The sequence below is a fragment of the Streptomyces sp. NPDC050988 genome (genome assembly GCF_044456225.1).
GTDB lineage: Bacteria > Actinomycetota > Actinomycetes > Streptomycetales > Streptomycetaceae > Streptomyces.
On record NZ_JBITFQ010000003.1, the window covers coordinates 152,795 to 175,180 of the forward strand.

A 22,386-nucleotide genomic window follows, 5' to 3' on the forward strand; every position below is an offset into this window, starting at 1 on the left:
GCTGCGAGTGTGTTTGCGCGAGCGCGTACCGCGAGTGCGGACCGACTGTGGCTGATCGCGCAGTTCCCCGCGCCCCAAGGGGGCGGTCTCAGACCTGGGCCAGTGCCGCGATCGGGTCGTCGAGGACCGGCTGCCAGGCCAACTCGGCCGCTCCCACCAGGCTGTTGTGGTCCAGCGTGCAGGCGAGGATCGGGACGCCGCCGCTCTGGCCCCACAGGCTTCGGTCGGCCACCACGGCGCGCAGCCGCTCGGGGTCCGCGTCGAGGAGGGTGCGGTGCAGGCCGCCGAGGATGATGCGGTCCGGGTTGAGGATGTTGACCAGGCCTGCGAGGCCCAGGCCAAGCCGGTCGATCAGGGCCTCGACGGCCGTGCGTACGGTCGGGTCGGCGTACTGGTCGCGGATCAGGTCGTTGGACTGCTGGAGCAGCGACACCTCGGGGCCGGGGTCGCGGCCCGCCGCCGTCAGGAACGCCAGCGGGTCCGCCTCGACGTCCAGGCAGCCGCGGCTGCCGCAGTGGCAGGGCCGCCCCTCCGGATTGACGGTGAGGTGTCCGACCTCCAGCGCGAGCCCCGAACTGCCCATGTGCAGACGCCCGTCGAGGACGAGCGCGCCGCCGACTCCCCGGTGGCCGGTCGCCACGCACAGCAGGTCGCGGGAGCCGCGGCCCGCGCCGTGCCGGTGCTCGGCGAGTGCCGCGAGGTTGACGTCGTTGGCCGCGAACGCCGGTCCGGTGATCCCGGCGGCGCGGACGCGCTCCGCGAAGATCTCCCGTACGGGTGCGCCCGCCGGCCAGGCCAGGTGGAGAGGGTTGAGGGCGGTGCCCTCGGGTTCGGCGACGGCCGACGGTACGGCGAGGCCCGCGCCCACGCAGCGGCGTCCGGTCTCCCGGAGCAGTTCGGCGCCCGCCTCGACGACCGAGCCGAGCACCTTGGCCGGGTCGGCGTCGACGGTCACGCAGCCGGGGGCGGTCGCGACGAGACGGCCCCCGAGGCCGACCAGGGCGGCGCGGAAGCCGTCGGCGTGCACCTGGGCGGCGAGCGCCACGGGGCCGTCCTCGGCGAGTTCGAGACGGTGCGAGGGGCGGCCCTGCGAGCCGGCGGCCGCGCCGGGGCGCGCGTCGACGTGGATCAGTCCGAGCGCTTCGAGTTCCGCGGCGACCGCGCCTGCCGTCGCCCGTGTGACGCCCAGCTCGGCGGTGAGTACGGCCCGCGTGGGCGCGCGTCCGGTGTGCACGAGTTCCAGGGCGGGCCCGAGCGCACCCCGCCCCCGGTCCAGGCGTGTCCTGGTGCTTCCTTCTCCCGCCGCTCTGGGGGCCGCATTGCCGCTCATGAGGGCGAGTCTCCCATGATCCGGTCGTCCCGTGGCCAGGGCAACGACCCGAACGAACCTGACGAGCCGGTTGAACCCACCGGCCTAGAGACCACTCACCCGCAGCGTGACGTTCAGGCGGCCGGTCAGGCCCAACTCGGGCGGCGCCGTGCCCGCGTGCACGCGCGGCACCCCGTGGTACGCGAGCCTGGCGTCGCCGCCGAACACGAACAGGTCGCCGCTGCGCAGTTCCACGTCCGTGTAGGGGCGGGTCCGCGACTCGGTGTTGCCGAAGCGGAAGACGCAGGTGTCGCCGAGACTCAGCGACACCACCGGGGCGTCGGACTTCTCGTCGCTGTCGCGGTGCATGCCCATGCGGGCGTCGGCGTCGTAGAAGTTGATCAGTGCGATGTCGTACGCCGCCGCTGTGGCCGCCTCCGGGCCGAGGGCGTCGACGACCGCTCGGCGGCCCAGCTCCCCCAGCCACCCGGGGAACTCCTTCACCGGCGCCCCGTCCCCGTCGACGACCGTGCGCGCGTACCCGTACGGGTACCAGTGCCAGCCGAGGCAGACCTGCCGGGACGTCATCGTGCCGCCGCCCGGTGTGCGGACCGTGCGCAGCCCCGCGGGCGGGCGGGCCCAGGCGCGGCAGGCGTCGAGAAGCTCGCTCTGGCGCTCGGCGGTCAGCCAGTCCGGCAGGTGCACGGCGCCCGGCGCGATCTCCGTACGGGCGCGGGGAAACAGCTCGGCGTCCATGGCTCCCATCCTCGCGCACGGCCCCTGATGGACGCCGGAAACCCCCTGAGCTGCGCCTCGGATAGCCTGGACCCAATGACCGACCGTATGACGACCCCCTCGGCCGAGCTGACGCTGGCCCGCTTCCCCGAGGACTCCCGTGACCAGCTCCGTGCGTGGGACGCCTCCGACGAGTATCTGCTGAAGCATCTCGCGGAAAGCGACCAGGCACTCGACGGCACGGTGGTCGTGGTCGGCGACCGGTGGGGCGCCCTCACCACGGCCCTCCGGGCCCATCGGCCGGTGCAGATCACCGAGTCGTTCCTCACCCGGGAGGCGACCCGCGCGAATCTGGCGCGCAACGGCGCGGACCAGGACTCCGTACGCCTGCTCACCACCCAGGATCCGCCGGTCGACCGTGTCGACGTGCTGCTGGTGCGGGTGTCGAAGAGCCTCGCGCTCCTGGAGGACCAGCTGCTGCGCCTGGCGCCCGCCGTGCACGAGGGGACGGTCGTCATCGGCACCGGCATGGTGAAGGAGATCCACACCTCGACGCTGAAGCTGTTCGAGCGGATCCTCGGCCCCACCCGGACCTCGCTGGCCGAGAAGAAGGCCCGGCTGATCTTCTGCACGCCGAATCCGGGGATCACCAGACAGGCCAACCCGTGGCCGCACAGCTACACGCTGCCCGAGGGAATCGGTCCCGCCTCCGGCCGTAGGGTCGTCAACCACGCGGGCGTCTTCTGCGCCGAGCGCCTCGACATCGGCACCAGGTTCTTCCTCCAGCACCTGCCGTACGAGGGCGGGGCCGAGCGCGTGGTGGACCTGGGCTGTGGCAACGGAGTCGTCGGAACGGCGATGGCGCTGGCGCAGCCCCGGGCCGAGACCCTGTTCCTGGACGAGTCGTACCAGGCGGTGACCTCGGCGGAGGCTACGTACTGGGCGAACACCGACGACACGGTGGAGTACGGCAAGGCGGAGTTCCGCGTCGGCGACGGGCTGGAGGGCGTTCCGGACGCGAGCGTCGACCTCGTGCTCAACAATCCGCCCTTCCACTCGCACCAGGCGACGTCCGACGCCACCGCCTGGCGGATGTTCACCGGGGCGCGCCGGGCGCTGCGTCCGGGCGGCGAGCTGTGGGTGGTCGGCAACCGTCATCTCGGCTACCACGTGAAGCTTCGGCGCCTCTTCGGCAACAGCCAACTGGTCGCGAGCGACGCGAAGTTCGTGGTTCTGAAGGCCGTCAAGGAGTCCGCGGAGTCCTGAGAGCCGTGCCCAGGCCCGCGAGGCGGTTCAGGCGGCGCTCGTCTCGCCGCGCAGGGCTCGCGGGGACGCTCCCAGTTCGCGTCGGCACGCCTTGTTGAAGGCCTGAAGGTCGGGGATGCCGACCGACGCGGCGACCGCCGGGATCGACAGGGTCGAGGCCCGCAGCAGGTGGTGGGCGCGGTCGAGCCTGCGGCGCCGGATGTACGCGAGGACTGTGCCGCCCGTGGTGGAGCGGAAGAGCCGGGTCAGGTGGTTGTGCGAGACGCCCGCGGCATGGGCCACGGCGGGCACGGTGAGCGGGGCGGCGAGGTTCGCCTCGATGTGGGCGATCGCGGCGGTGACGGCGGGGTGCGGTCCGGGCCGCTCGGCCGCCGGGGCGAGATGGGCGATACGCCACAGTGCGGTCCAGACCTCGGCCCGGGTGCGCTCCGGCTCGCCCGGCACGGAGGCGACCGCCTGGAGCAACAGCCCGGTCAGCATGGGGAGTTCGGGTCCGGCGTCCTGCATCACGGGCACGGTGCGCGGCGACCCCGCGGGGGCGATGCGCAGATGCGCGTACAGGTGTTCCGAGCGGCCCCGGTAGCGGTAGCGGACCGTCGCGCCGGGCGGTACGAGGCTGACTCGGCCGGGGCGGATGACGTGCGCCGTTCCGTCGACGGTCAGCTCGGCCTCGTACTGGTACAGATGCAGTTGCCACAGCTCCGGCAGCCGGAAGACGTCCGTACGGCTCGCGACGCCGTGCACGCCGACGCCCGCGTTGGCGACGACGGGCGGCTCCCCGAGGTGGATCTCCGTCTCCCGCATGGTGAAAAACTACCAGCGGTGGTGAAACGGGCCAACGCGCCGGACGGGCCCCGCTCCGTACGTTCGGAGCATGACGAATCCCGAGCATCCCCCGCCGCCTAGCCCTCCCGCTGCCTCTCCCCCTGTCCCTCCGCTGTTGAGTTCGGTGCGGATGGCGCACTTCGTGGCCCACGGCTCGTTGCGCCTCGACGCGGTGGTGCCTGCGGAGATGAACGCCGAGGCGATCGGGTTCCTGGGCGGGGGCGTCCCGGGTGTGCCCTACGGCAGCGCGGTGGCGGTCGCCTACCCGGAGGGCTCCTTCGCCCGGCGGCTCCTCGACATCCCGGCCGTGGCCGGGGCCCTGCGCAGCCTCGTCGGCCCGGACCCGCGCGTCGACCACCACGCGGTGCACGTCCGCGAGCCCCGCGAGGGGTCCGCGCAGCCGCTGCACGGTGACGCGATCATCGACGTCCGCACCGATGCCTTCGACGTCCAGCTGATGTACTACCCGCAGGACGTGACCCTCGACATGGGCGGCACCCTCAGCGTGCCGGGCAGCCATCTGCGGCGTACGAACGAAACGGACACCGGCCGCTACCAGAACCTGCTCGGCCAGTCCCGGCTCGTCTGCCCGGCCGGCACCGTGGTGTTTCTGCACCACGGCCTGTGGCACGGCGGGCGGCGCAACGACAGTGACGCGGTGCGGTACATGTTCAAGATCCGCTTCAATCCGGCCGTACGGCAGCGACGGCTGTGGGACACCTCGGACCTCGGTGATCCCCGGGTTGCCGAGGAGCTGGCGACGACGTTCCCCTGGTACGAGCCCGCCACCGGCCGGCTGGAGATCTACAACCGCGTGCTGCTGTGGCGGTCCCTGACCGGCGACGAGTCCTTCGACCTGGAGCACTGGGTGACCCGCGTCTCCAACCGCCCTCAGGAGGAAGCCGTATGACGATCCGTCAGCAGGTTCTGGTGCTCTATCTGGGTACGTCGGCGCTGGACTCGCCGGTGGTCGGCTGGTCGGTGTACGACGGCACCGGGCGTACGTCTCCCACCACCGGGGACAGTGACGAACCCCCGTACAGGTCCGGGGTGGACGCCCTGCGGGACGGCTGGCGGCTGTTCCAGGCGGCGCAGCTGATCCCGCCGTACCCGGGGAGCGAGTACGACGTGTCGTTCCTCAAGCACGAGTTCTTCTTCGAGAAGCTCGTGGACGCGGGCTGAGGTGTCAGCCGGTGGCGCACAGGACCCGGATGATCCGGGTCACGGTCTCCGCCATCGCCGCCCGTCCCACGGTCAGGTACTTGCGCGAGTCGACCGCCTCGGGATGGGCGGTGAGATAGTCCCTGATCGCTCCGGTCATCGCGATGTTCAGGGCGGTGCCGACGTTCACCTTCGTGATGCCGCCCGCGACGGCCGCCCTCAGCTCGGCGTCCGGCACACCGGACGAGCCGTGCAGTACGAGCGGCACGTCGAGGGCCGCGGCTAGACGCTTGAGGAGGTCGTGGTCGAGGGCGGCCGTGCGGGTGGTCATGGCGTGCGTACTGCCGACAGCCACGGCCAGGGCGTCCACGCCGGAGTCGGTGACGAAGGCGCGCGCCTCGGCCGGATCGGTACGGGCGCCCGCCGCGTGGGCGTCCAGCGGCGGCTGCCCCGTCTTGCCGCCGACCTCGCCCAACTCGGCCTCGATCCACAGCCCTTGGGCATGCGCCCAGTCGGTGGCGGCCCGGGTGGCCGCGAGGTTCTCGGCGTACGGGAGACGGGCCGCGTCGTACATGACGGAGCTGAATCCGGCGTCGGCCGCCTGCCGCAGCAGCTCGTCGCTCTGGACGTGGTCGAGGTGCAACGCGACGGGTACGGAGGCGTGTTCGGCGGCGGCGCTCGCGGCGTGGGCCAGCGGGAGCAGTCGTCCGCCGCGGAACTTCACCGCGTTCTCGCTGACTTGGAGGATGACGGGCGCGTCCGCGACCTCGGCTCCGGCGACGACGGCCTCGACGTGTTCCAGCGTGATGACGTTGAACGCCGCGACGGCGGTGCGGGACGCGGCCGCCCGGGCGACCAGCTCTCCGGCTGCTGCGAGAGGCACGGACTCTCCCTTCAGGACGTGACGGTTTCGGGACGTGGCGATCTCAGGACGTGACGGTTTCAGGGCGTGGCGATCTCAGGGCGTGGTGAGGACGACCGAGCGGGTGAGGTGGCGGGGCTGGTCGGGATCGAGGCCCCGGGCCGCGGCGACGGCCACGGCGAGGCGCTGGGCGCGGACGAGTTCGGCGAGCGGGTCGAGCTTGCCCCCGACCCACAACGCGCCCGTGTCACGCACCTGTTGGGCCAGACCTTCGGGCGCCTCGCCCATCATCCAGGTCGCGGTCCCCGCGGTGGTCACGCTGATCGGCCCGTGGCGGTACTCCATCGCCGGATAGGCCTCGGTCCACGCGAGCGAGGCTTCACGCATCTTGAGCCCGGCCTCGTTCGCGAGCCCCACGCTCCAGCCGCGCCCCAGGAACGTGAACTGCGTGCAGGCGACGAGCCCTTCGGGCAGTGGCTCCGCCAGCGCGGTACGGGCGTCGGCGACAACGGCGTCGCCGTGCAGCCCGAGGTGGGCCCGCAACAGGGTGAGCGCGGTGGTCGCGAACCGCGTCTGCACCACGGACTTCTCATCGGCGTAGTCGAGCACGACGAGGTCGTCCGCCGCCTCCATCACGGGAGTTCGCGGATCCGCGGTGATCGCGACCGTCCGTGTACGCCCCTTCAGCCGGCCGAGCAGTTCGAGCACCTCGGTGGTGGTGCCGGAGCGGGTCAGGGCGACCACCCGGTCGTACGCGCGGCCGTGCGGGAACTCGGAGGCGGCGAAGGCGTCCGTCTCGCCCTGCCCCACCTGCTCGCGCAGCACCGCGAAGGCCTGCGCCATGAACCACGACGTGCCGCAGCCGACGACGGCTACCCGCTCCCCGGCGGCGGGTAGCACGTCCCCGTGGACCGCGGCTTCCCCCGCGGCCCGCGCCCAGCACTCGGGCTGGCTCTTCAGCTCGTTCTCGACGTGGCTCACGCCGCGACCTCCCTGCCATGATGATTGTTGTTGCAAGATATAGCCAGCTTTCGAGCACAATCAAGCATTCCCAGGTGAACGGTGTGCGTTAGGGTCGCCGAAAGATCAGCAAACGGTCGCTGCACGGACCGACGAGGACGGAGAGTGCGGATGTCGCGCGACGCCCGCTGGCAGGCGCTGCTGGAGCTGCTCGTGGAGCGGGGCCGACTGGATGTCGAGGAGGCGGCGGCCGAGCTGGCGGTGTCGGCGGCCACGATCCGGCGCGACTTCGACCAGCTCGCCGAGCAGCAGATGCTCGTACGTACCCGGGGCGGCGCGGTCGTGCACGGCGTCTCGTACGAGCTGCCGCTGCGCTACAAGACGGCCCGCCACGCCTCCGAGAAGCAGCGCATCGCGAAGGCGGTGGCCGACCTCGTCGCGCCCGGCGAGGCGGTCGGCCTGACCGGCGGCACGACCACCACGGAGGTGGCCCGCGCGCTGGCCGTACGCGGTGATCTCGCGTCCGGCTCACCTGCCCTGACGATCGTCACGAACGCCCTCAACATCGCCAACGAGCTGGCGGTGCGGCCCCAGTTCAAGATCGTGCTGACCGGTGGTGTCGCCCGCGCCCAGTCGTACGAACTCGTCGGCCCCCTCGCCGACGGCGTGCTCGGCCAGGTCACCCTCGACGTGGCCGTCCTCGGCGTGGTCGCCCTCGACGTGACCCACGGCGCGGCGGCGACCGACGAGGCGGAGGCGGCGATCAACCGCCTGCTCTGCGAGCGGGCCGAACGCGTGATCGTCGCCGCCGACTCCAGCAAGCTGGGGCAGCGGGCCTTCGCCCGGATCTGCGCGGCCGAGTCGGTGGACACGCTGGTCACGGACGTGGCGGTGGGCGAGGACATGGTGCGGCGGTTCGAGGAGGCGGGCGTCACGGTCGTCGCCGTCTGAGGCACCACACCGGAACCGGCTACCCCTGGAACCGGTACCGCCGCTCAGGCCGCCCCGCCGCCCCGTAGCGCAACGTCACGTCCGCGCTGCCGATGGTGTGGAAGTGCTCCAGGTAGCGGCGGGCGCTGACGCGGGAGATGCCGGCCAGGGTGGCGCATTCGGCGGCGGAGAGGGTGCCCTCGGCGGTGCGGAGGGTGCGTTCGATCAGTTCGGCGGTCTCGACGCTCATGCCCTTGGGGAGGGTGCCGGCGGCCGAGGCCGGGACGGACGCTCCGGCCAGGACCCGGTCCACGTCGGCCTGGCCGTGCACGACGGTGGCGAGCAGGCGGCCCCGCTGGACGGCGTAGCGCTCCAGGCGGGCGCGCAGGTCCTCGAACTCGAACGGTTTGAGGAGGTAGTCGACGACGCCGTGGCGGACGGCGCCGCGGACCGTGTCGGCCTCCCGGGCGGCGCTGATGACCATGACGTCGCAGTCGTGGCCGGAGGTGCGCAGGCGGGGGATGACGTCGAGGCCGAAGACGTCCGGCAGGTAGAGGTCGAGCAGGACGAGGTCCGGGTGCAGTTCGTCGACGGCGTGCGCGGCCTGCTCGCCGGTGTTGGCGACACCGACGACCCGGAACGGCTCGACGCGTTCGACGAAGGTGCGGTGGACGCGGGCCACCATGAAGTCGTCGTCGACCACGAGCACGTCGATCGTGTCGGTCGCGACGGACGTGCCCGGCCCACGGGGTGTCTCTGGCGTGTCGGACGTGCCTTTCATCCCCTTCATCGGGCCGCTCCTTCCGCCACCGCGTCGGTGAGGTGGCTGACGGTCATGCGTGCGGTGAACATGGCCCCCTCGGGGGTGTTGGTCACCGAGATCTCACCACCGTGACGCTCGCAGACCAGCCGGGTGAGCGCCAGGCCGATGCCCCGCTCGCCCTCCTGGGCCGCCTTGGTGGTGAAGCCGTGCAGGAAGACCTCGCGGGCGAGTTCCGGGGCGACGCCGGGGCCGGAGTCGCGGACCACGATCTCCACGCTGGAGGCGTCCTGCCGCAGTTCGACCTCGACCCAGGCCTCGTGGCCGTCCGCCTCACCCGCGACCCCCGCGACCCCGGCGACGGACGCGACGGACGCGGCGTCCACGGCGTTGTCGACGAGGTTGCCGACCACGGTCGCCACATCGGCGGCGTCCTCCGGAACGAGCCGGTCGAGCGCGGTGCTGTCGGAGATCCGCAGCCGCACCTTCCGTTCGGCGGCCAGGGATGCCTTCGCCATGAGCAGGGCGGCGACGGCGGTGTCGCGGACACGGCGGCTGAGGGTGACGTCCAGTGACTGGCGGCGCTGGTTCAAGGCGCGGATGTAGCGCACGACCTCGTCCTCCTCACCGATCTCGATCAGCCCGGAGATGGTGTGCAGCTGGTTGGCGAACTCGTGGGCCTGGGCGCGCAGCAGTTCGGAGGAGCTGCGGAAGGAGCCGATCTCCCGCTCCAGGCGGGCCAGTTCGGTGCGGTCGCGCAGGGTGGTGACCGAGCCGAGCAGGCGGCCGTCCTTGGTGACGGTCATCCGGTTCATCACCAGCACCCGGCCGTGCCGGATCACGACCTCGTCGCGCTCGTGGGGCGCGCCCTTCCGGTCGCCCACCAGGACGTCCCGCAGTCGTCCCTCGATGCCGAGTTCGGCCAGGCTCTGGCCCACGCAGTCCTCGGGAAGGTCGAGCAGGCGGCGGCCCATGTCGTTGGCCAGGGTGAGCCGGTGCTGCGGGTCCAGGGCGATCACGCCCTCGGCGATCCCGTACAGCATCGCCTCGCGGTGTTCGGCAAGGCCGGCGATCTCGCGGGGTTCGAGGCCCAGGGTCTGCCGTTTGACGCGTCTGGCCAGCAGCCAGGAGCCCACCAGGCCGAGTCCGCTGGCGATGCCCAGATAGGCGAGCAGGTACGAGGAGGCGCCGTTGAGCCGCTGCCACACGGTCGGGTCGGCCTCGCCGATCATCACCGTGCCCAGGTACTGACCGAGGTTCTGCTGTGTCGCGCCGAGTACCGGCACCTGGGCCACGAGCTGGCGGCTGCCGTCCAGGGTCAGCGAGCCGGACCAGCCGCGGCCCTCGGCAGCACCCTCGCCGAGCGCGAGCCGGTCGCCGAGCGCCGTGGGGTTCGTGGAGCTGACGATCCGGCCGTCGGCGTCGGTCACTGTCACGGAGGTGACCCCGGACTGGGTCTGTGTGGAGTTCACCAGCGGGGCGAGGGCCTCCAGCGGCGCGGGCCGTACGAGCTGGCTGCGGACCAGGGGGTTGGCGGCGAGCTGCTCGGCCAGCGCGGCGACCCGGCGGCCCTCCACGCGGTTGAAGGTCGCCTCCGACTGCGCGAGGGAGACCGCGGCGACGGCCAGCAGCACCACCACGACGATGGCGAGCTGGAGCACCAGCATCTCGCCCGCGAGGGTCTGACGGCGGAAGGTGGCGACCACGACGTACTCAATCTCTCGGGCCGACACGGCGTTGGGCGGCTCGTCTGGGGGATCGCCCCATCATGGACCTCTCCCGTGGCCGGGAAAAGGGGTGAGCAGGGAGCCGGGACGGGAGAGGCGCCGTACGATCCGTGCACGCGACCGGCGCCGGTGGCCACAAAGACCACAACCTCCGTTGGTTCCGGAAGAGAGACAGGCGGCGGGCGTAGGTGCAACATGTGGCCCACGTCACCCTCCCCACAGGGCTTCCCCCGACCTCATCGACGTACCGACAGGTGGTGGCATTCGTGCGCCTGCGCACCCTCCTCGCCCTGTTCGGGGCCGCCGTGCTCGTGCTCGTGGGCCCTCCGTTGCTCACGGCGGGCAGCGATTCCGCGACGGGCACACAGATCCCGGGCCTGCGCTTCATGGTCCCCAACACGCCCGGCGGCGGCTATGACATCACGGCCCGTACGGCCGCGAAGAACGCCGAGGACGCCGAACTCACGCACAACATCGAGGTGTTCAACCTGCCCGGCGCCGGCGGCACCGTCGGGCTGAGCCGGCTGGTGAGCGAGCACGGCAACGGCAAGCTCGCCATGTCGATGGGCCTCGGTGTGGTGGGCGCGGTCCGCTCCAACGACGCGCCCAAGACGCTCGCCGACACCACCCCGATCGCCCGGCTCACCGAGGAGCAGGACGTCGTGGTGGTCGGCAAGGACTCCCCGTACAAGACCATCGACCAGCTCATCGAGGCATGGAAGAAGAACCCGGGCAAGCTTCCGGTGGGCGGCGGTTCCTCGCCCGGCGGGCCCGACCACCTCGCGCCGATGCTGATGGCCAAAGCCGCCGGTATCGCCCCGAAGGACGTCAACTACATACCCTTCGACGGCGGTGGCGAGCTGCTCGCCTCGATCCTCGGCAACAAGGTCGCGTTCGGGGTGTCGGGTGTCGGCGAGTACCTCGACCAGATCAAGGCGGGCGAGCTGCGGATTCTCGCGGTCACCGGTCCGGAGCGGGTCGACGAACTGTCCGAGGCTCCCACGCTGAAGGAGTCCGGCTACGACGTGGACTTCACCAACTGGCGGGGCATCGTGGCCCCGCCCGGCCTGTCCGACGCCGAGCGCGACAAGCTCGTACGCCTCGTCGAGGAGCTGCACGACTCCGCCGAGTGGCAGAAGTCGATGCAGCAGAACGGCTGGGACGACGCCTTCCTCACCGGCGAGAAGTTCGGTGACTTCCTCGACGCCCAGGACAAGCGCGTGGTTTCGGTACTGAAGGAGCTGGGACTGTGACGACGCCGACCACCGAAGCCTCCCCGACGCCGCCCACGGACGAACGGCGTTCGTGGCTGCGCGACCACTCCGAACTGGGCGTCTGCGTCCTGCTGTTGGCCCTCGGCGCGCTCGTCCTGGGCGACGCGCTCACCATGGACGTGGAGATCACCCAGCGCGGTCCCGTCGGGCCGAAGACCGTGCCGATCGTGGTCGGCATCGGGCTGCTCGTCATCGCCGCCCTGCTCGCCGTGGACGTACTGCGCGGCGGACGTGGCGAGGCCGAGGGCGGTGAGGACATCGATCTGTCCGAACCGGCCGACTGGCGCACGGTGTTGCTGCTGGCCGGGGTGTTCCTGGGCGCGGCCGTCCTCATCGAGCCCGTCGGTTTCCCCGTCGCGGGTGCTCTCCTCTTCTGGGGAGCGGCCTTCGCGCTCGGCAGCCGCCGCTTCGACCGGGACCCGCTCATCGCGGCCGTGCTCTCCCTCGCCACGTACGTGATCTTCAACAACCTGCTCGGGGTACCGCTTCCCGGCGGCCCGCTGATGGGAGTGCTGTGACATGGACGCCCTCAACTCCCTGATGGACGGGTTCGGTACGGCGCTCACCCCGATCAACCTGCTGTGGGCCGCCATCGGCGTGCTGCTCGGCACGGCGATCGGTGTGCTGCCCGGTATCGGCCCCGCGATGGCGGTCGCCCTGCTGCTGCCGGTGACGTACGGCCTGAACCCGATCGGCGCGTTCATCATGTTCGCCGGGATCTACTACGGCGCGATGTTCGGTGGCTCGACCACCTCGATCCTGCTGAACACGCCGGGCGAGAGCGCCGCCGTGGTCGCGGCCATGGAGGGCAACCCGATGGCCAAGTCGGGGCGCGGCGCACAGGCGCTCGCGGCCGCCGCCATCGGCCACTTCGCGGGCGGCCTGATCGGCACGATCCTGCTGGTGATGCTCGCGCCGACGGTCGCCGAACTGGCGGTGGACATCGGTGCGCCGGACTACTTCGCCATCATGGTGCTCGCGTTCATCGCCGTGACGTCCGTGCTGGGCTCGTCCCGTATCCGGGGGCTCGCGTCCCTGCTGATCGGACTGACGATCGGGCTGGTCGGCCTCGACCAGATGACCGGGCAGCAGCGGCTGACCTTCGGCTCGCTCCAACTCGCCGACGGCATCGACGTGGTGATCGTCGCGGTCGGTCTCTTCGCCATCGGCGAGGCCCTGTGGGTGGCGGCGCATCTGCGGCGCAGTCCGGGCGAGCCGATACCGGTGGGCAGGCCGTGGCTGGGCAAGGCCGATGTGCGGCGGACCTGGAAGTCGTGGCTGCGCGGACCGGTCATCGGTTTCCCGTTCGGCGCGATCCCGGCGGGCGGCGCCGAGATCCCCACCTTCCTGTCGTACGTGACGGAGAAGCGTCTGTCGAAGCACAAGGACGACTGGGGCAAGGGCGCGATCGAGGGTGTGGCGGGGCCGGAGTCGGCGGCGTCGGCCTCGGCGGCGGGCACGCTGGTGTCCATGCTGACCCTGGGGCTGCCGACCACGGCGGTCGCGGCGGTCATGCTGGCCGCCTTCCAGCAGTACGGCATCCAGCCGGGCCCGCTCCTCTTCGAGCGCGAACCCGACCTGGTGTGGGGCCTGATCGCCTCCCTCTTCGTCGGCATGGTGCTGCTGCTCGCGCTCAACCTGCCGCTGGCCCCGGTGTGGGCGAAGCTGCTGCGCATCCCGCGGCCGTACCTCTACTCGGGGATCATGTTCTTCGCGGCGGTCGGCGCGTACGCCGTCGGCGGCGAGGTCATCGACCTGGTGATCCTCCTGATCATCGGCCTGATCGGCTTCGGTATGCGGCGCTACGGGCTTCCGGTGCTGCCGGCCGTCATCGGCGTCATCCTCGGCCCGAACGCCGAACAACAGCTCCGGCGTGCCCTGCAGATCAGCGACGGCAGCGTCACGGGCCTGGTCAACACGCCCTTCTCGGTGACCGTGTACGCGGTGATCGTGCTGCTGCTGACCTGGCCGCTCCTGAAGAAGCTCGTGGTCCGCAAGCGAGCCGAGGCCTGACCGGTTCCCGGTGTCCCGACGGGCGCCGGGAACCTCGTTCCCTCACTCCGGGTGGTGCCGCGTCGCCGGGGGCGCGGTCCGCCGGACACTCCAGTCGAAGGTCCCCCGGCACACCGAAGTCCCCTCGGCGTCGGTGACTTCGGCACTGGTGGCGAACCGCGCCCGGTCTGCCTTTCCGTCGAGGAGCGGACGCAGTACGCGTTGAGCCTCGTCGGTGAGACGGCAGGTGGCCACGAGCCGCCCGCGAGCCGGGGCGAGGAACGCCAGGGAGGCGGCCGCTCCCAGGGGCACGACCCCCTGAAAGTCCTCGGGGCGCGCCGCGGCGGCGATGATCGCTCCGAGACCGGCCGCGTCGACGAGGGTGATGAGGCCGCTGGAGTGCAGCGAGCCGATGACGTTCGTCAGTGCCTCGGGGGTGTCCGACGCGACCTCGGCCGCGCCGTCGGCAGCCCGGAGCACCTCGACGCCCGCGGTCCGATGCGCCGGTATCGGTTCCAGCAGGGAGCGCGCCAGCGGGGTCATGTCCATCGGCGCAGCGTGGCACGCCCCGTTTACGGCCGGGTGTCCCGAGGGTGCCCAGTGCGTGCGGCGCGCACGATCCGCCGGCACCCACCGGGCACCGCCGGGAACCGCCGGGAACTCCAGGGCACCCCCGTCCGACCACTGCAACAACAAGCCCCGCACTGACGAGGCCGTTGCACTGTGGTGTGGTGTGCAGCTCTCGTCCGGCCCTGGATCGAGGTTGCAGCTGTATGCACTGGTACGAGGACGACGGATTCTGGTCGGACTTCTCCGAGACCATGTTCTCCGGGCGCAGGCGTGCGGAGACGGAGGGCATCGTCGCCAAGTCGCCACTGCTGGAGTTCCCGCCCGGGAGCCGGGTGCTGGACCTGTGTTGCGGACCCGGTGTGTATCTGGTGCCCCTGGCCCGTCGTGGATACGCGGTGACAGGGGTGGATCTCAGCCCCGTCATGCTGGAGCGTGCCGGTGCGGTGTGCGAGGAGGCCGGGGCCGAAGTCCGGCTGGTGCGGGCGGACATGCTGACGCACGTCGAGCCCCGCTCGTACGACGTGGTGCTCAACGTCTTCACCTCGTTCGGCTACTTCGACGCTCCGGAGGACAACGAGCGGGTGCTGCACAACGCGTACGACTCGCTCGTGCCGGGCGGCCAGTTGCTCATCGACGTGATGGGCAAGGAGGTCCTCGCGAGCTGGATCGGCCGACCCCAGGTCGTGGAGCTCGACGGCGGCGCGTACGTGGTGCAGCGCGACACCGTGCTGGACAGCTGGACGCGGCTGCGCACCGACTGGACGCTCGTGCGCGACGGGATCGCGCGGGAGGCGTCGATCACCTCGTTCCTCTACAGCGCGGCCGAGTTGCGCACGATGTTCGAGGCGGCCGGCTTCACCGACGTGTGCTGTTACGGCGACTTCGACGGCGGCCCGTACGACAACCACGCGAAGCGGCTGATCGTGCGAGGGACCCGTCCTGAACTCTCCGCCGATGTGCGGGAACTCTGAGGCGGTCGCGGCCGACTACTGGTGAGCGGGCGGCGTTTGAGGCTGCCCGCGCCCGAACTGCCGTACGGACAAAGGGACTTCATGGCCGAAGCCGTATCCGGGACACCCTCCGCCGCGCCCGGAACCGCCGCACCCTCGCGCGATGAGGCGCGTCCCGAGGAGCCGCTTCGCGAGCCGCGTCAGGAGGCGGACGGTGGCGGTGCGGGGCGCGGCAGGCTGCTGACCGCGCTGGTGGTGCTCTCCGTGACGCTGGTGGTCTCCGTCCTGGCGGGGATCGCGCTGGGGCCGACCGTCGTGCCGCCGGCCGATGTCGTGCACTTCCTGTGGGCGGCCCTCACCGGCGGCGGGATCGGGGCCGACGAGGTGACCGGGTACTCCATCGTCTGGCATGTGCGCACCCCGCGGGTGCTGCTCGCAGCGGTCGTCGGAGCCGGGCTGGCCGTCGTCGGCGTCGCCATCCAGGCGCTGGTGCGCAACGCCCTCGCGGACCCGTTCGTGCTGGGCATCTCGTCCGGCGCGTCCGTCGGGGCGACCGCCGTGGTGGTGTTCGGGGTCTTCGCGGGCCTCGGGGTCTACGCGCTGTCGGCCGCCGCGTTCCTCGGCGCGCTCGGCGCCACGCTGCTGGTCTATCTGGCCGCGCGCGGCCCGCTGGGGCTGACACCGCTGCGGCTGGTGCTGACCGGAGTGGCGCTGGCGTACGGCTTCCAGGCGCTGATGAGTGTCCTGGTCTTCCTCTCCCCGAACGGCCAGGCCGCACGGACGGTGCTGTTCTGGCTGCTGGGCAGCCTCGGGGCGGCGTCCTGGGAGTCGTTGCCGCTGGTGACGGCGGCGGTCCTGGTGGCGATCGTCGTGCTGCTGCGGCAGAGCCGGTCGCTGGACGTGCTGGCGCTGGGCGACGAGACCGCGGCCAGCCTGGGCGTGGACGCGGACGCGCTGCGGCGCGGGCTGTTCCTGCTCACGGCTGCCGTCACCGGGCTGATCGTCGCGGTCAGCGGCGCGATCGCCTTCGTCGGTCTCGTCCTGCCCCATGTGGTGCGGATCCTCGTCGGCTCCACGCACCGCCGAGTGCTCGCGGTCACTCCGCTCGCCGGGGCCTGCTTCATGGTGTGGGTCGACCTGGTGGCCCGTACCGCCTTCGCGCCCGAGGAACTGCCGCTCGGGGTGATCACCGCGCTGATCGGGGTGCCGGTGTTCATCACGCTGATGCGCCGCCGCGGCTATCTGTTCGGAGGCCGGTAGATGGTTCTGTCCCTGCGTGACCTGTCGGTCGAGGCGGCCGGGCGTGCTCTCGTGGACCGACTGAACATCGACGTGGCAACCGGCCGGATCGTCGGGCTCGTCGGTCCGAACGGCAGCGGCAAGTCGACCGCGTTGCGCTGTGTCTACCGGGCGCTCCGGCCGACGTCCGGCGCCGTCCTGCTCGACGGCACCGACCTGACGTCACTGAAACTGCGCGACAGCGCCCGGTCGATCGCCGCCCTGACGCAGGAGAGCCAGACCGAACTCGACTTCACCGTCGAGGAGGTGGTGGCCCTCGGCCGGACTCCGCACGCCCGGGGCAATCACCCTCTCACGGCCCGCGAGCGCGAGCTGTGCCGGCAGTCGATGGAACGGCTGGACGTAGCCCACCTCGCGGACCGCAGTGTGCTCACACTCTCCGGCGGGGAGCGCCAACGCGTCCTCGTCGCACGCGCCCTGGTCCAGGAACCCCGTGTCCTGGTCCTCGACGAACCCACCAACCACCTCGATGTACGGCACCAGGTGGAGCTGCTGTCCTTCCTGCGCGGCTCCGGACTGACCGTGCTCACGGCCCTGCACGACCTCAACCTGGCGGCCGCCGCCTGCGACCGGATCGCCGTACTGAACTCCGGCTCCCTGGTCTCCACCGGCGACCCGGCGGAGGTCCTGACCCCCGAGCTGGTCCGCAAGGTGTTCGGCGTCGACGTCACGGTCGTCCACCACCCGCGCACCGGCGCACCCCACCTGATCTACGACCTGACCGCCACGGCATCCACGACCTGACCGCCGCGGCACTTTCCGCACTCCCCGACGCTCCACCAGAAGGACGGCACTCATGATGCGACCACCGCTGCCCCGGACCCTGGCCGCCGTACTGCTCGCGGCCGGGCTCCTGACCACCAGCTGCGGCGCCGAGGTCCAGTCCGCGGCGAAGAACAAGAAGGACGACACCGTCACCCTCTCCAACTGCGGCGAGGACGTCACCTACACCCGCCCGAAGCGCGCGGTGGCGTACGACGTCAGCGGCGCCGAGAAGATGTTCTCCCTCGGCCTCGCCGACCGGATGCGCGGCTACGTCATGAACAAGCTCGGCGACCCGGCCATCAAGGGTTCGCCCTGGCGCGAGGACTACACCGGGGTCGAGCGGCTGGGCACCGAGCGCATCACCCGGGAGATCGTCGTCGACGCCAAGGCCGACTGGGTGCTGGCCGGCTGGAACTCCGGTTTCAGCGAGGAACGGGGCATCACACCGGCCCTGTTGGAGAAGGTCGGCATCGCCAGCTATCTGCACACGGAGACCTGCTGGGACTACGGCGACAAGAGCGTGGACGCCAAACCGCTGGACGCGCTCTACACCGATCTGGAGAACCTGGGCCGGATCTTCGGCGTCGAGAAGCGGGCCGACGAACTCGTCACCGACCTCAAGGACCGCGTCGCCGCGCTGAAGAAGACCTGGCCCGAGAAGGGCGACCCGGCCAAGGTCTTCGTCTACGACTCGGGCACCGACCAGCCGTTCACCGCCGGCCGCCATGCCGCGCCGAACGACATCATCACCGGCGCGGGAGCGACCAACGTCTTCGACGGGCTCGACAAGGGCTGGACGACGGTCGGTTGGGAACCGGTGATCGAGGCGAAACCCGAAGTGATCGTGATCGTCGACTACGCCGACCAGCCCGCCAAGGACAAGATCGCCTACCTCAAGTCGCTCAAGAGCCTGAAGTCGGTACCAGCGGTGAAGGACAACCGCTTCTTCGTGATGTCGTACGGCGACGCCGTCAGCGGCCCCCGCAACGTCAAGGGCGCCGAGGACCTGGGCCGTTACCTGCGCTCGGTCGGGCGGTGACGGTGACTCCGACGCATATCGCAGCCGCTCCCGCTGCCGTTCCCGCACCCACTCCCCCGGTCCACGAGCACATCACCGACGCGATGAAGGCCCCCGACCTGCTGCGGCTGTCCGACAACGTGGTGCTCGCCCGCTTCGAGACCCTGAAGGTCTACGCCGCCCTCGGCGCGGTCCGCACCCTGCTGGAGCGCGGGACCGTCCAGCCGGGCCAGACCCTCGTCGACAGTTCCAGCGGCATCTACGCACTGGCCCTCGCCATGGCGTGTCACCGGTACGGGCTGAACTGCCACATCGTCGCCTCCACCACCGTGGACGCCGCGATGCGCGCCCAGTTGGAGATCCTCGGAGCGACCGTGGACCAGATGCCGCCCTCACAGAATCTGAGACTCGACCAGGAGCGGCGGGTGCGCCGGGTACGGCAGTTGCTGGCCGAGCGGCCCGGTCTGCACTGGATGCGGCAGTACCACGACGCCGTCCACTACACGGGCTACCGCGAGTTCGCCGACCTGATCGACCGGGCGCTTCCCGACGTCCCGCTGACCGTCGTGGGCGCCGTGGGCACGGGGTCGTCGACCGGTGGTCTGGTGGATCCGCTGCGCGAACGCGGCCGAGCCGTACGGCTGTTGGGGGTGCAGCCCTTCGGCAGTGTCACCTTCGGCAGCGAGGGGTTCAGCGACCCCGAGGCGATCATCGCGGGCATCGGCAGCTCGATCCAGTTCGACAACGTCCGCCACGACCTCTACGACACGCTGCACTGGCTCGACTTCCGCCACGCCATGGCCGGTGCCGTCGGTCTGCTGCGGGAACACGCCGTGTTCGCCGGCCTGTCCACCGGCGCGGCCCACCTCGTCGCCGGCTGGGAGGCCGCGCGCCGCCCCGAGCGGGTGCACGTGGTGATCGGCGCCGACACCGGACACCGCTACACCGAGCGTGTCTTCGCCCGCCACCAGGAGGCCCTCGACCCGAACGTCCTCAAGCCCCACCAGATCACCGGCCTTGCCGATCTCGCCCCGCCCTGGTCGGTGATGGCGTGGGAACGGCGTCGCTACGACGTGCGCCGGACCACCGCGCCCGCACAGGTTCCGGTGCCGCTCGCCGCGCCGACCGCCACATCGACCGATGTATCGACCGACGTATCGGCTGACATATCGGCTGGCGTTTCGACTGACATATCGACCGCCGCATCAACCGCCGTATCAACTACCGCAACGAACAAGGAGGGCCGGGCATCGTGACCATCGCCGCCCTGGAAGCACTCACCTTCGGACTGGGCCGCCTGGCGGAGGCGGCCGGCGGCGCCGGGCACCGGCTGTGCCTGCTCACCGGAGACCGGGCCGTCTACCGCCACGAACTCGCCCACCTCACGCCCGAAGCGGTCGCGGTGCTCGACATCGTCGACGTCGACACGTTCGACGAGTCCGCCTGCGCCGCCGCGCTGGCCGCCGTGCCCGACCTGCGAGGGCTCGTCAACTCGACCGACACCTGGAGCGTTCCGGGCGCCGACCTGGCCGCCAAACTGGGCCTCCCCGGGCCGGACCCGGCCGCCGTCCGGCTGCTGCGTGACAAGAGCCGCGTGCGTACGCTCCTGCACGAACGCGGCCTGAGTCGCGGCCGCGCCCTGACCGTCCCCACCGATCCGGCCGATCCCTCCGACCCCGCCCGTGCATCCGCCCCCGCCCGTGCCTCCGCGGCCTCCGCAGCCGCCGAGATCCTCCGCGAGATCGGTCTGCCCGCGGTCCTGAAGGACTCGGCGGGCACCTCCTCCCGCAACGTGTGGCCGGTACGCGACGAGCAGCAGCTGCACGCCGCCCTCGCCGAGGCCGCCCAACACGCCTTCGCCGGGCGGCTGTTCGCGGAGCCCTTCTTCTCCGGCCCCGTCTACAGCGCGGAGACCCTCAGTTGGGAGGGCGAGACGCGGCTGCTGGGCGTCCTCAGCCGCCAGATGTCCCCCGAGCCGTCCGTCAGGGAGGAGGCCGCGGCCTTCCCTGTGGCCTTCCCGGATCCCGAACTCGGCCTGCTCCAGGACTGGGTGGGGCGTGTGCTGGTGACCGCCGGTCATGACTCCGGCTTCGCGCATGTGGAGTTCGTCCTCACCGCCGAGGGTCCGGAACTGGTGGAGATCAACCGCCGTATCGGCGGGGCCCTCGTCGGCGAGGCGCTGTGCCGGGCCCTTGGCACCAATGTCTACGAGGCCATGGTCGACACGGCTCTCGGCCGCCGCCCCGCGCTGTTGGACCGCCCGGTCGATTCCGCCTCCGGTCCCGCCTTCGGTCCCGACACCGGTCCCTCCACCGGTTTCGTCCTCGTCTACCCGGACCGGCGCGGCACGCTCACCGGCTGGACCGGCCTCGACACCCTGTCCGCCTTCCCCGGTTCGCCCGAGTGGTACCCCACCGCCGTCCCGGGCCGGCGTGTGGAGCACCTGTCTGACCAGCGAGGCTGTACGGGGATCGTGCTGGCCGAGGCCGCGACCGCCGAACTGGCCCTGCACCGGGCGCTCAGCGCGGCCGGGAGCGTACGCGCGGTCGTCGCGGCCGACGGCGAGGGGTGACACCGCCGTCCGGGCCGCCCGGCCGACTTCGATCCCGCCCGGCACAGCTCACCGGACTGAAAGGCCTCAAAGGGCTGACCGGCCTCAGCGGCCCGCAGTACTTCCTGCTGGCCGGATCGTTCCTCATCCCGCTGGGCAGCTTCGCGGTGCTGCCCTTCATGTCGGTGCTGCTGCACGAGCGGCTGGGGATTGGGCTCGGCGTCGTCGGCGTGGTGCTCGCCATCGCCTCGTTCGTACAGTTCGCCGGTGGTGTCGTGGGGGCGGTGGTCGCCGAGCGCATCGGGCTGCAACGCACCATGCTGCTCGCCCTGGTGGTCCGTACGGCGGGCTTCGCCGGCTTCGTGCCGGGGCTCGCCCATCCCGCCGCGGCCGTCGCCGCACTCTTCCTCGTCTCCTGCGGCGCCGCGCTCTATCTGCCCGCCAACAAGGCGTACTTGGTGCACCGCGTCGCGGACGAGGGGCGCCCGCTGCTGCTGTCGGCGAGCGGCTCCGCCCTCAACGCCGGTATCACACTGGGCCCCATCGCCGCCGCCCCCTTCGTGCTCAGCGCCTCCGCCGGACTCTTCACCGCGGTCGCCGCGCTGTTCGCGGCCATCACCGTGGGCCACGCACTGCTGCCCGTAGAGACCGCCGGCCACCACCCGGAAGGGCCGGCACGACCGGAGGAACCCAGAGAGCCGAAGAAAAGCGTGGACGCCCAACTCCCGCCCCGCCGCCGGGAGAAGGCGTTCGCCGGACTGCCCGTCCTGCCCTTCGCGGTCACCGTCCTGAGCGTCTACGTCTTCATGTTCTTCCAGCACTACCTCGCGGTGTACGCCGTACCCCGGACCTCGACGGAGTTCTACGGTCTTGTCCTCGCCCTCTACGCCGTGCTCCTGGTGGTAGCCCAGCCGCTCCTGTCGGGCCGGATCGCCCGCATGCCGTATGCCCGTGCCCTGCGACTCGGTTTCGCCGCGCTGGCCGCCGGCATGGCCACGCTCGCTCTCGGTCATCCCGCCGCCCTGCTGGCCGGGGCCCTGCTCATCTGCCTCGGCGAGATCGTGCTCTTCCTCAAGAACGACCTCGAAGCCCTGGCCCGTTCTCCCCGCGCGCCCGCCGTCGTCTTCGGCCACCAACGGCTGGCCGCGGGAATCGGCGCCTTCGCCAGCGGCATCGCGGGAGGCGAGGGCTACGGACTGGCCGAGCGCTCGGGGCATCCCGGTCTCTTCTGGACCGCGGTCGCGGTGCAGTGCGCGCTGCTGCCCCCGCTGCTTCTCCGTGCACTGCGCCGCCTCCGCCCCGGTTCCACGACCGACCGCTGACCCAGCACATAGGGCGTCCTGGACGACGGCACCCCGGCCCGCACCCACACGGCGGACGACGGCACCCTCGCCGTCGAACTGCCCAAGGGACGCGAGGTGTTGTTGTACAC

At 71.5% G+C, this 22,386-nt stretch carries 22 protein-coding genes; 14 read left to right on the forward strand and 8 right to left on the reverse strand.

Annotated elements, in window-relative coordinates; genetic code table 11:
• Window positions 1-88: 88 nt before the first annotated feature.
• Both ACIBEI_RS08875 and ACIBEI_RS08880 read right to left on the reverse strand, forming a co-directional pair.
• Entirely contained in the window at window positions 89-1,330 is a 1,242-nt protein-coding gene (locus tag ACIBEI_RS08875; protein ID WP_398886599.1) for an ROK family protein, read from the reverse strand.
• A gap of 84 nt (window positions 1,331-1,414) precedes the next feature.
• Window positions 1,415-2,065 carry an alpha-ketoglutarate-dependent dioxygenase AlkB family protein gene (locus ACIBEI_RS08880; RefSeq protein ID WP_398886601.1) on the reverse strand — a complete coding sequence of 217 codons (651 nt, stop codon included), beginning with the start codon at window positions 2,063-2,065 and terminating at the stop codon, window positions 1,415-1,417.
• Window positions 2,066-2,140: 75 nt separating this feature from the next.
• On the opposite strand from ACIBEI_RS08880, the gene ACIBEI_RS08885 reads away from it, so the two are divergent.
• A complete protein-coding gene (locus ACIBEI_RS08885; RefSeq protein ID WP_398886603.1) occupies window positions 2,141-3,310 on the forward strand; it encodes a methyltransferase in 1,170 nt (389 codons plus the stop codon).
• 27 nt (window positions 3,311-3,337) lie between these two features.
• Here the strand turns inward: ACIBEI_RS08885 and ACIBEI_RS08890 are convergent, their stop codons facing one another.
• On the reverse strand, window positions 3,338-4,114 hold the full coding sequence (locus ACIBEI_RS08890; protein WP_398886604.1) for a helix-turn-helix domain-containing protein: 777 nt from the start codon (window positions 4,112-4,114) through the stop codon (window positions 3,338-3,340).
• Between the two features lie 151 nt (window positions 4,115-4,265).
• Between ACIBEI_RS08890 and ACIBEI_RS08895 the strand changes: the two genes are divergently transcribed.
• Both ACIBEI_RS08895 and ACIBEI_RS08900 read left to right on the forward strand, forming a co-directional pair.
• Window positions 4,266-5,045 carry a phytanoyl-CoA dioxygenase family protein gene (locus ACIBEI_RS08895; protein WP_398886606.1) on the forward strand — a complete coding sequence of 260 codons (780 nt, stop codon included), beginning with the start codon at window positions 4,266-4,268 and terminating at the stop codon, window positions 5,043-5,045.
• Window positions 5,042-5,317 carry a hypothetical protein gene (locus ACIBEI_RS08900; protein ID WP_398886608.1) on the forward strand — a complete coding sequence of 92 codons (276 nt, stop codon included), beginning with the start codon at window positions 5,042-5,044 and terminating at the stop codon, window positions 5,315-5,317. Before ACIBEI_RS08895 ends, ACIBEI_RS08900 begins: the two co-directional genes overlap by 4 nt.
• A gap of 4 nt (window positions 5,318-5,321) precedes the next feature.
• Here ACIBEI_RS08900 and ACIBEI_RS08905 read toward each other — a convergent pair whose 3' ends face one another.
• Together ACIBEI_RS08905 and ACIBEI_RS08910 are read right to left on the reverse strand one after the other, a co-directional pair.
• Window positions 5,322-6,179, reverse strand: a complete 858-nt coding sequence (locus tag ACIBEI_RS08905) for a ketose-bisphosphate aldolase (RefSeq protein ID WP_398886610.1) — start codon at window positions 6,177-6,179, stop codon at window positions 5,322-5,324.
• 75 nt (window positions 6,180-6,254) lie between these two features.
• Window positions 6,255-7,139, reverse strand: coding sequence for an SIS domain-containing protein (locus tag ACIBEI_RS08910; protein WP_398886611.1), 885 nt, complete (start codon window positions 7,137-7,139; stop codon window positions 6,255-6,257).
• Between the two features lie 150 nt (window positions 7,140-7,289).
• Here ACIBEI_RS08910 and ACIBEI_RS08915 point away from each other — a divergent pair, with 150 nt between their 5' ends.
• On the forward strand, window positions 7,290-8,069 hold the full coding sequence (locus ACIBEI_RS08915; RefSeq protein WP_398886613.1) for a DeoR/GlpR family DNA-binding transcription regulator: 780 nt from the start codon (window positions 7,290-7,292) through the stop codon (window positions 8,067-8,069).
• A 19-nt stretch (window positions 8,070-8,088) separates the two neighbouring features.
• On the opposite strand, the gene ACIBEI_RS08920 is transcribed toward ACIBEI_RS08915, so the two are convergent.
• Entirely contained in the window at window positions 8,089-8,838 is a 750-nt protein-coding gene (locus ACIBEI_RS08920; protein ID WP_398886615.1) for a response regulator, read from the reverse strand.
• Complete coding sequence (locus tag ACIBEI_RS08925; protein ID WP_398886617.1) at window positions 8,835-10,514, reverse strand: ATP-binding protein; 1,680 nt, start codon at window positions 10,512-10,514, stop codon at window positions 8,835-8,837. Before ACIBEI_RS08925 ends, ACIBEI_RS08920 begins: the two co-directional genes overlap by 4 nt.
• A 287-nt stretch (window positions 10,515-10,801) precedes the next feature.
• Here ACIBEI_RS08925 and ACIBEI_RS08930 point away from each other — a divergent pair, with 287 nt between their 5' ends.
• The 3 genes from ACIBEI_RS08930 to ACIBEI_RS08940 are packed head-to-tail and all read left to right on the forward strand — an operon-like array spanning window position 10,802 to window position 13,822.
• Window positions 10,802-11,788 (forward strand): Bug family tripartite tricarboxylate transporter substrate binding protein, encoded by a 987-nt coding sequence (locus ACIBEI_RS08930; protein WP_398887357.1) that lies wholly within the window; start codon window positions 10,802-10,804, stop codon window positions 11,786-11,788.
• The gene (locus tag ACIBEI_RS08935) at window positions 11,785-12,327 is read left to right on the forward strand and encodes a tripartite tricarboxylate transporter TctB family protein (RefSeq protein WP_269648220.1); all 543 of its coding nucleotides are present in this window, start codon (window positions 11,785-11,787) and stop codon (window positions 12,325-12,327) included. Before ACIBEI_RS08930 ends, ACIBEI_RS08935 begins: the two co-directional genes overlap by 4 nt.
• Before the next feature lies 1 nt (window position 12,328).
• Window positions 12,329-13,822, forward strand: a complete 1,494-nt coding sequence (locus ACIBEI_RS08940; RefSeq protein ID WP_398886620.1) for a tripartite tricarboxylate transporter permease — start codon at window positions 12,329-12,331, stop codon at window positions 13,820-13,822.
• A 42-nt stretch (window positions 13,823-13,864) separates the two neighbouring features.
• Here ACIBEI_RS08940 and ACIBEI_RS08945 read toward each other — a convergent pair whose 3' ends face one another.
• Window positions 13,865-14,350, reverse strand: coding sequence for a PaaI family thioesterase (locus ACIBEI_RS08945; RefSeq protein WP_398886622.1), 486 nt, complete (start codon window positions 14,348-14,350; stop codon window positions 13,865-13,867).
• A gap of 224 nt (window positions 14,351-14,574) precedes the next feature.
• On the opposite strand from ACIBEI_RS08945, the gene ACIBEI_RS08950 reads away from it, so the two are divergent.
• From ACIBEI_RS08950 to ACIBEI_RS08980, 7 genes are all read left to right on the forward strand, one after another.
• Window positions 14,575-15,342, forward strand: a complete 768-nt coding sequence (locus tag ACIBEI_RS08950) for a class I SAM-dependent methyltransferase (RefSeq protein WP_398886624.1) — start codon at window positions 14,575-14,577, stop codon at window positions 15,340-15,342.
• A gap of 81 nt (window positions 15,343-15,423) precedes the next feature.
• Window positions 15,424-16,581, forward strand: a complete 1,158-nt coding sequence (locus ACIBEI_RS08955; protein ID WP_398886626.1) for a FecCD family ABC transporter permease — start codon at window positions 15,424-15,426, stop codon at window positions 16,579-16,581.
• Window positions 16,582-17,364, forward strand: a complete 783-nt coding sequence (locus tag ACIBEI_RS08960; protein WP_398886628.1) for an ABC transporter ATP-binding protein — start codon at window positions 16,582-16,584, stop codon at window positions 17,362-17,364. It abuts the gene before it with no gap.
• 52 nt (window positions 17,365-17,416) lie between these two features.
• Window positions 17,417-18,424, forward strand: coding sequence for an ABC transporter substrate-binding protein (locus ACIBEI_RS08965; protein WP_398886630.1), 1,008 nt, complete (start codon window positions 17,417-17,419; stop codon window positions 18,422-18,424).
• Between the two features lie 83 nt (window positions 18,425-18,507).
• Window positions 18,508-19,659, forward strand: coding sequence for a pyridoxal-phosphate dependent enzyme (locus ACIBEI_RS08970; protein ID WP_398887359.1), 1,152 nt, complete (start codon window positions 18,508-18,510; stop codon window positions 19,657-19,659).
• The gene (locus ACIBEI_RS08975; protein ID WP_398886632.1) at window positions 19,656-20,975 is read left to right on the forward strand and encodes an ATP-grasp domain-containing protein; all 1,320 of its coding nucleotides are present in this window, start codon (window positions 19,656-19,658) and stop codon (window positions 20,973-20,975) included. Before ACIBEI_RS08970 ends, ACIBEI_RS08975 begins: the two co-directional genes overlap by 4 nt.
• Window positions 20,972-22,276 (forward strand): MFS transporter, encoded by a 1,305-nt coding sequence (locus ACIBEI_RS08980; RefSeq protein WP_398886634.1) that lies wholly within the window; start codon window positions 20,972-20,974, stop codon window positions 22,274-22,276. Before ACIBEI_RS08975 ends, ACIBEI_RS08980 begins: the two co-directional genes overlap by 4 nt.
• Window positions 22,277-22,386: the final 110 nt, after the last annotated feature.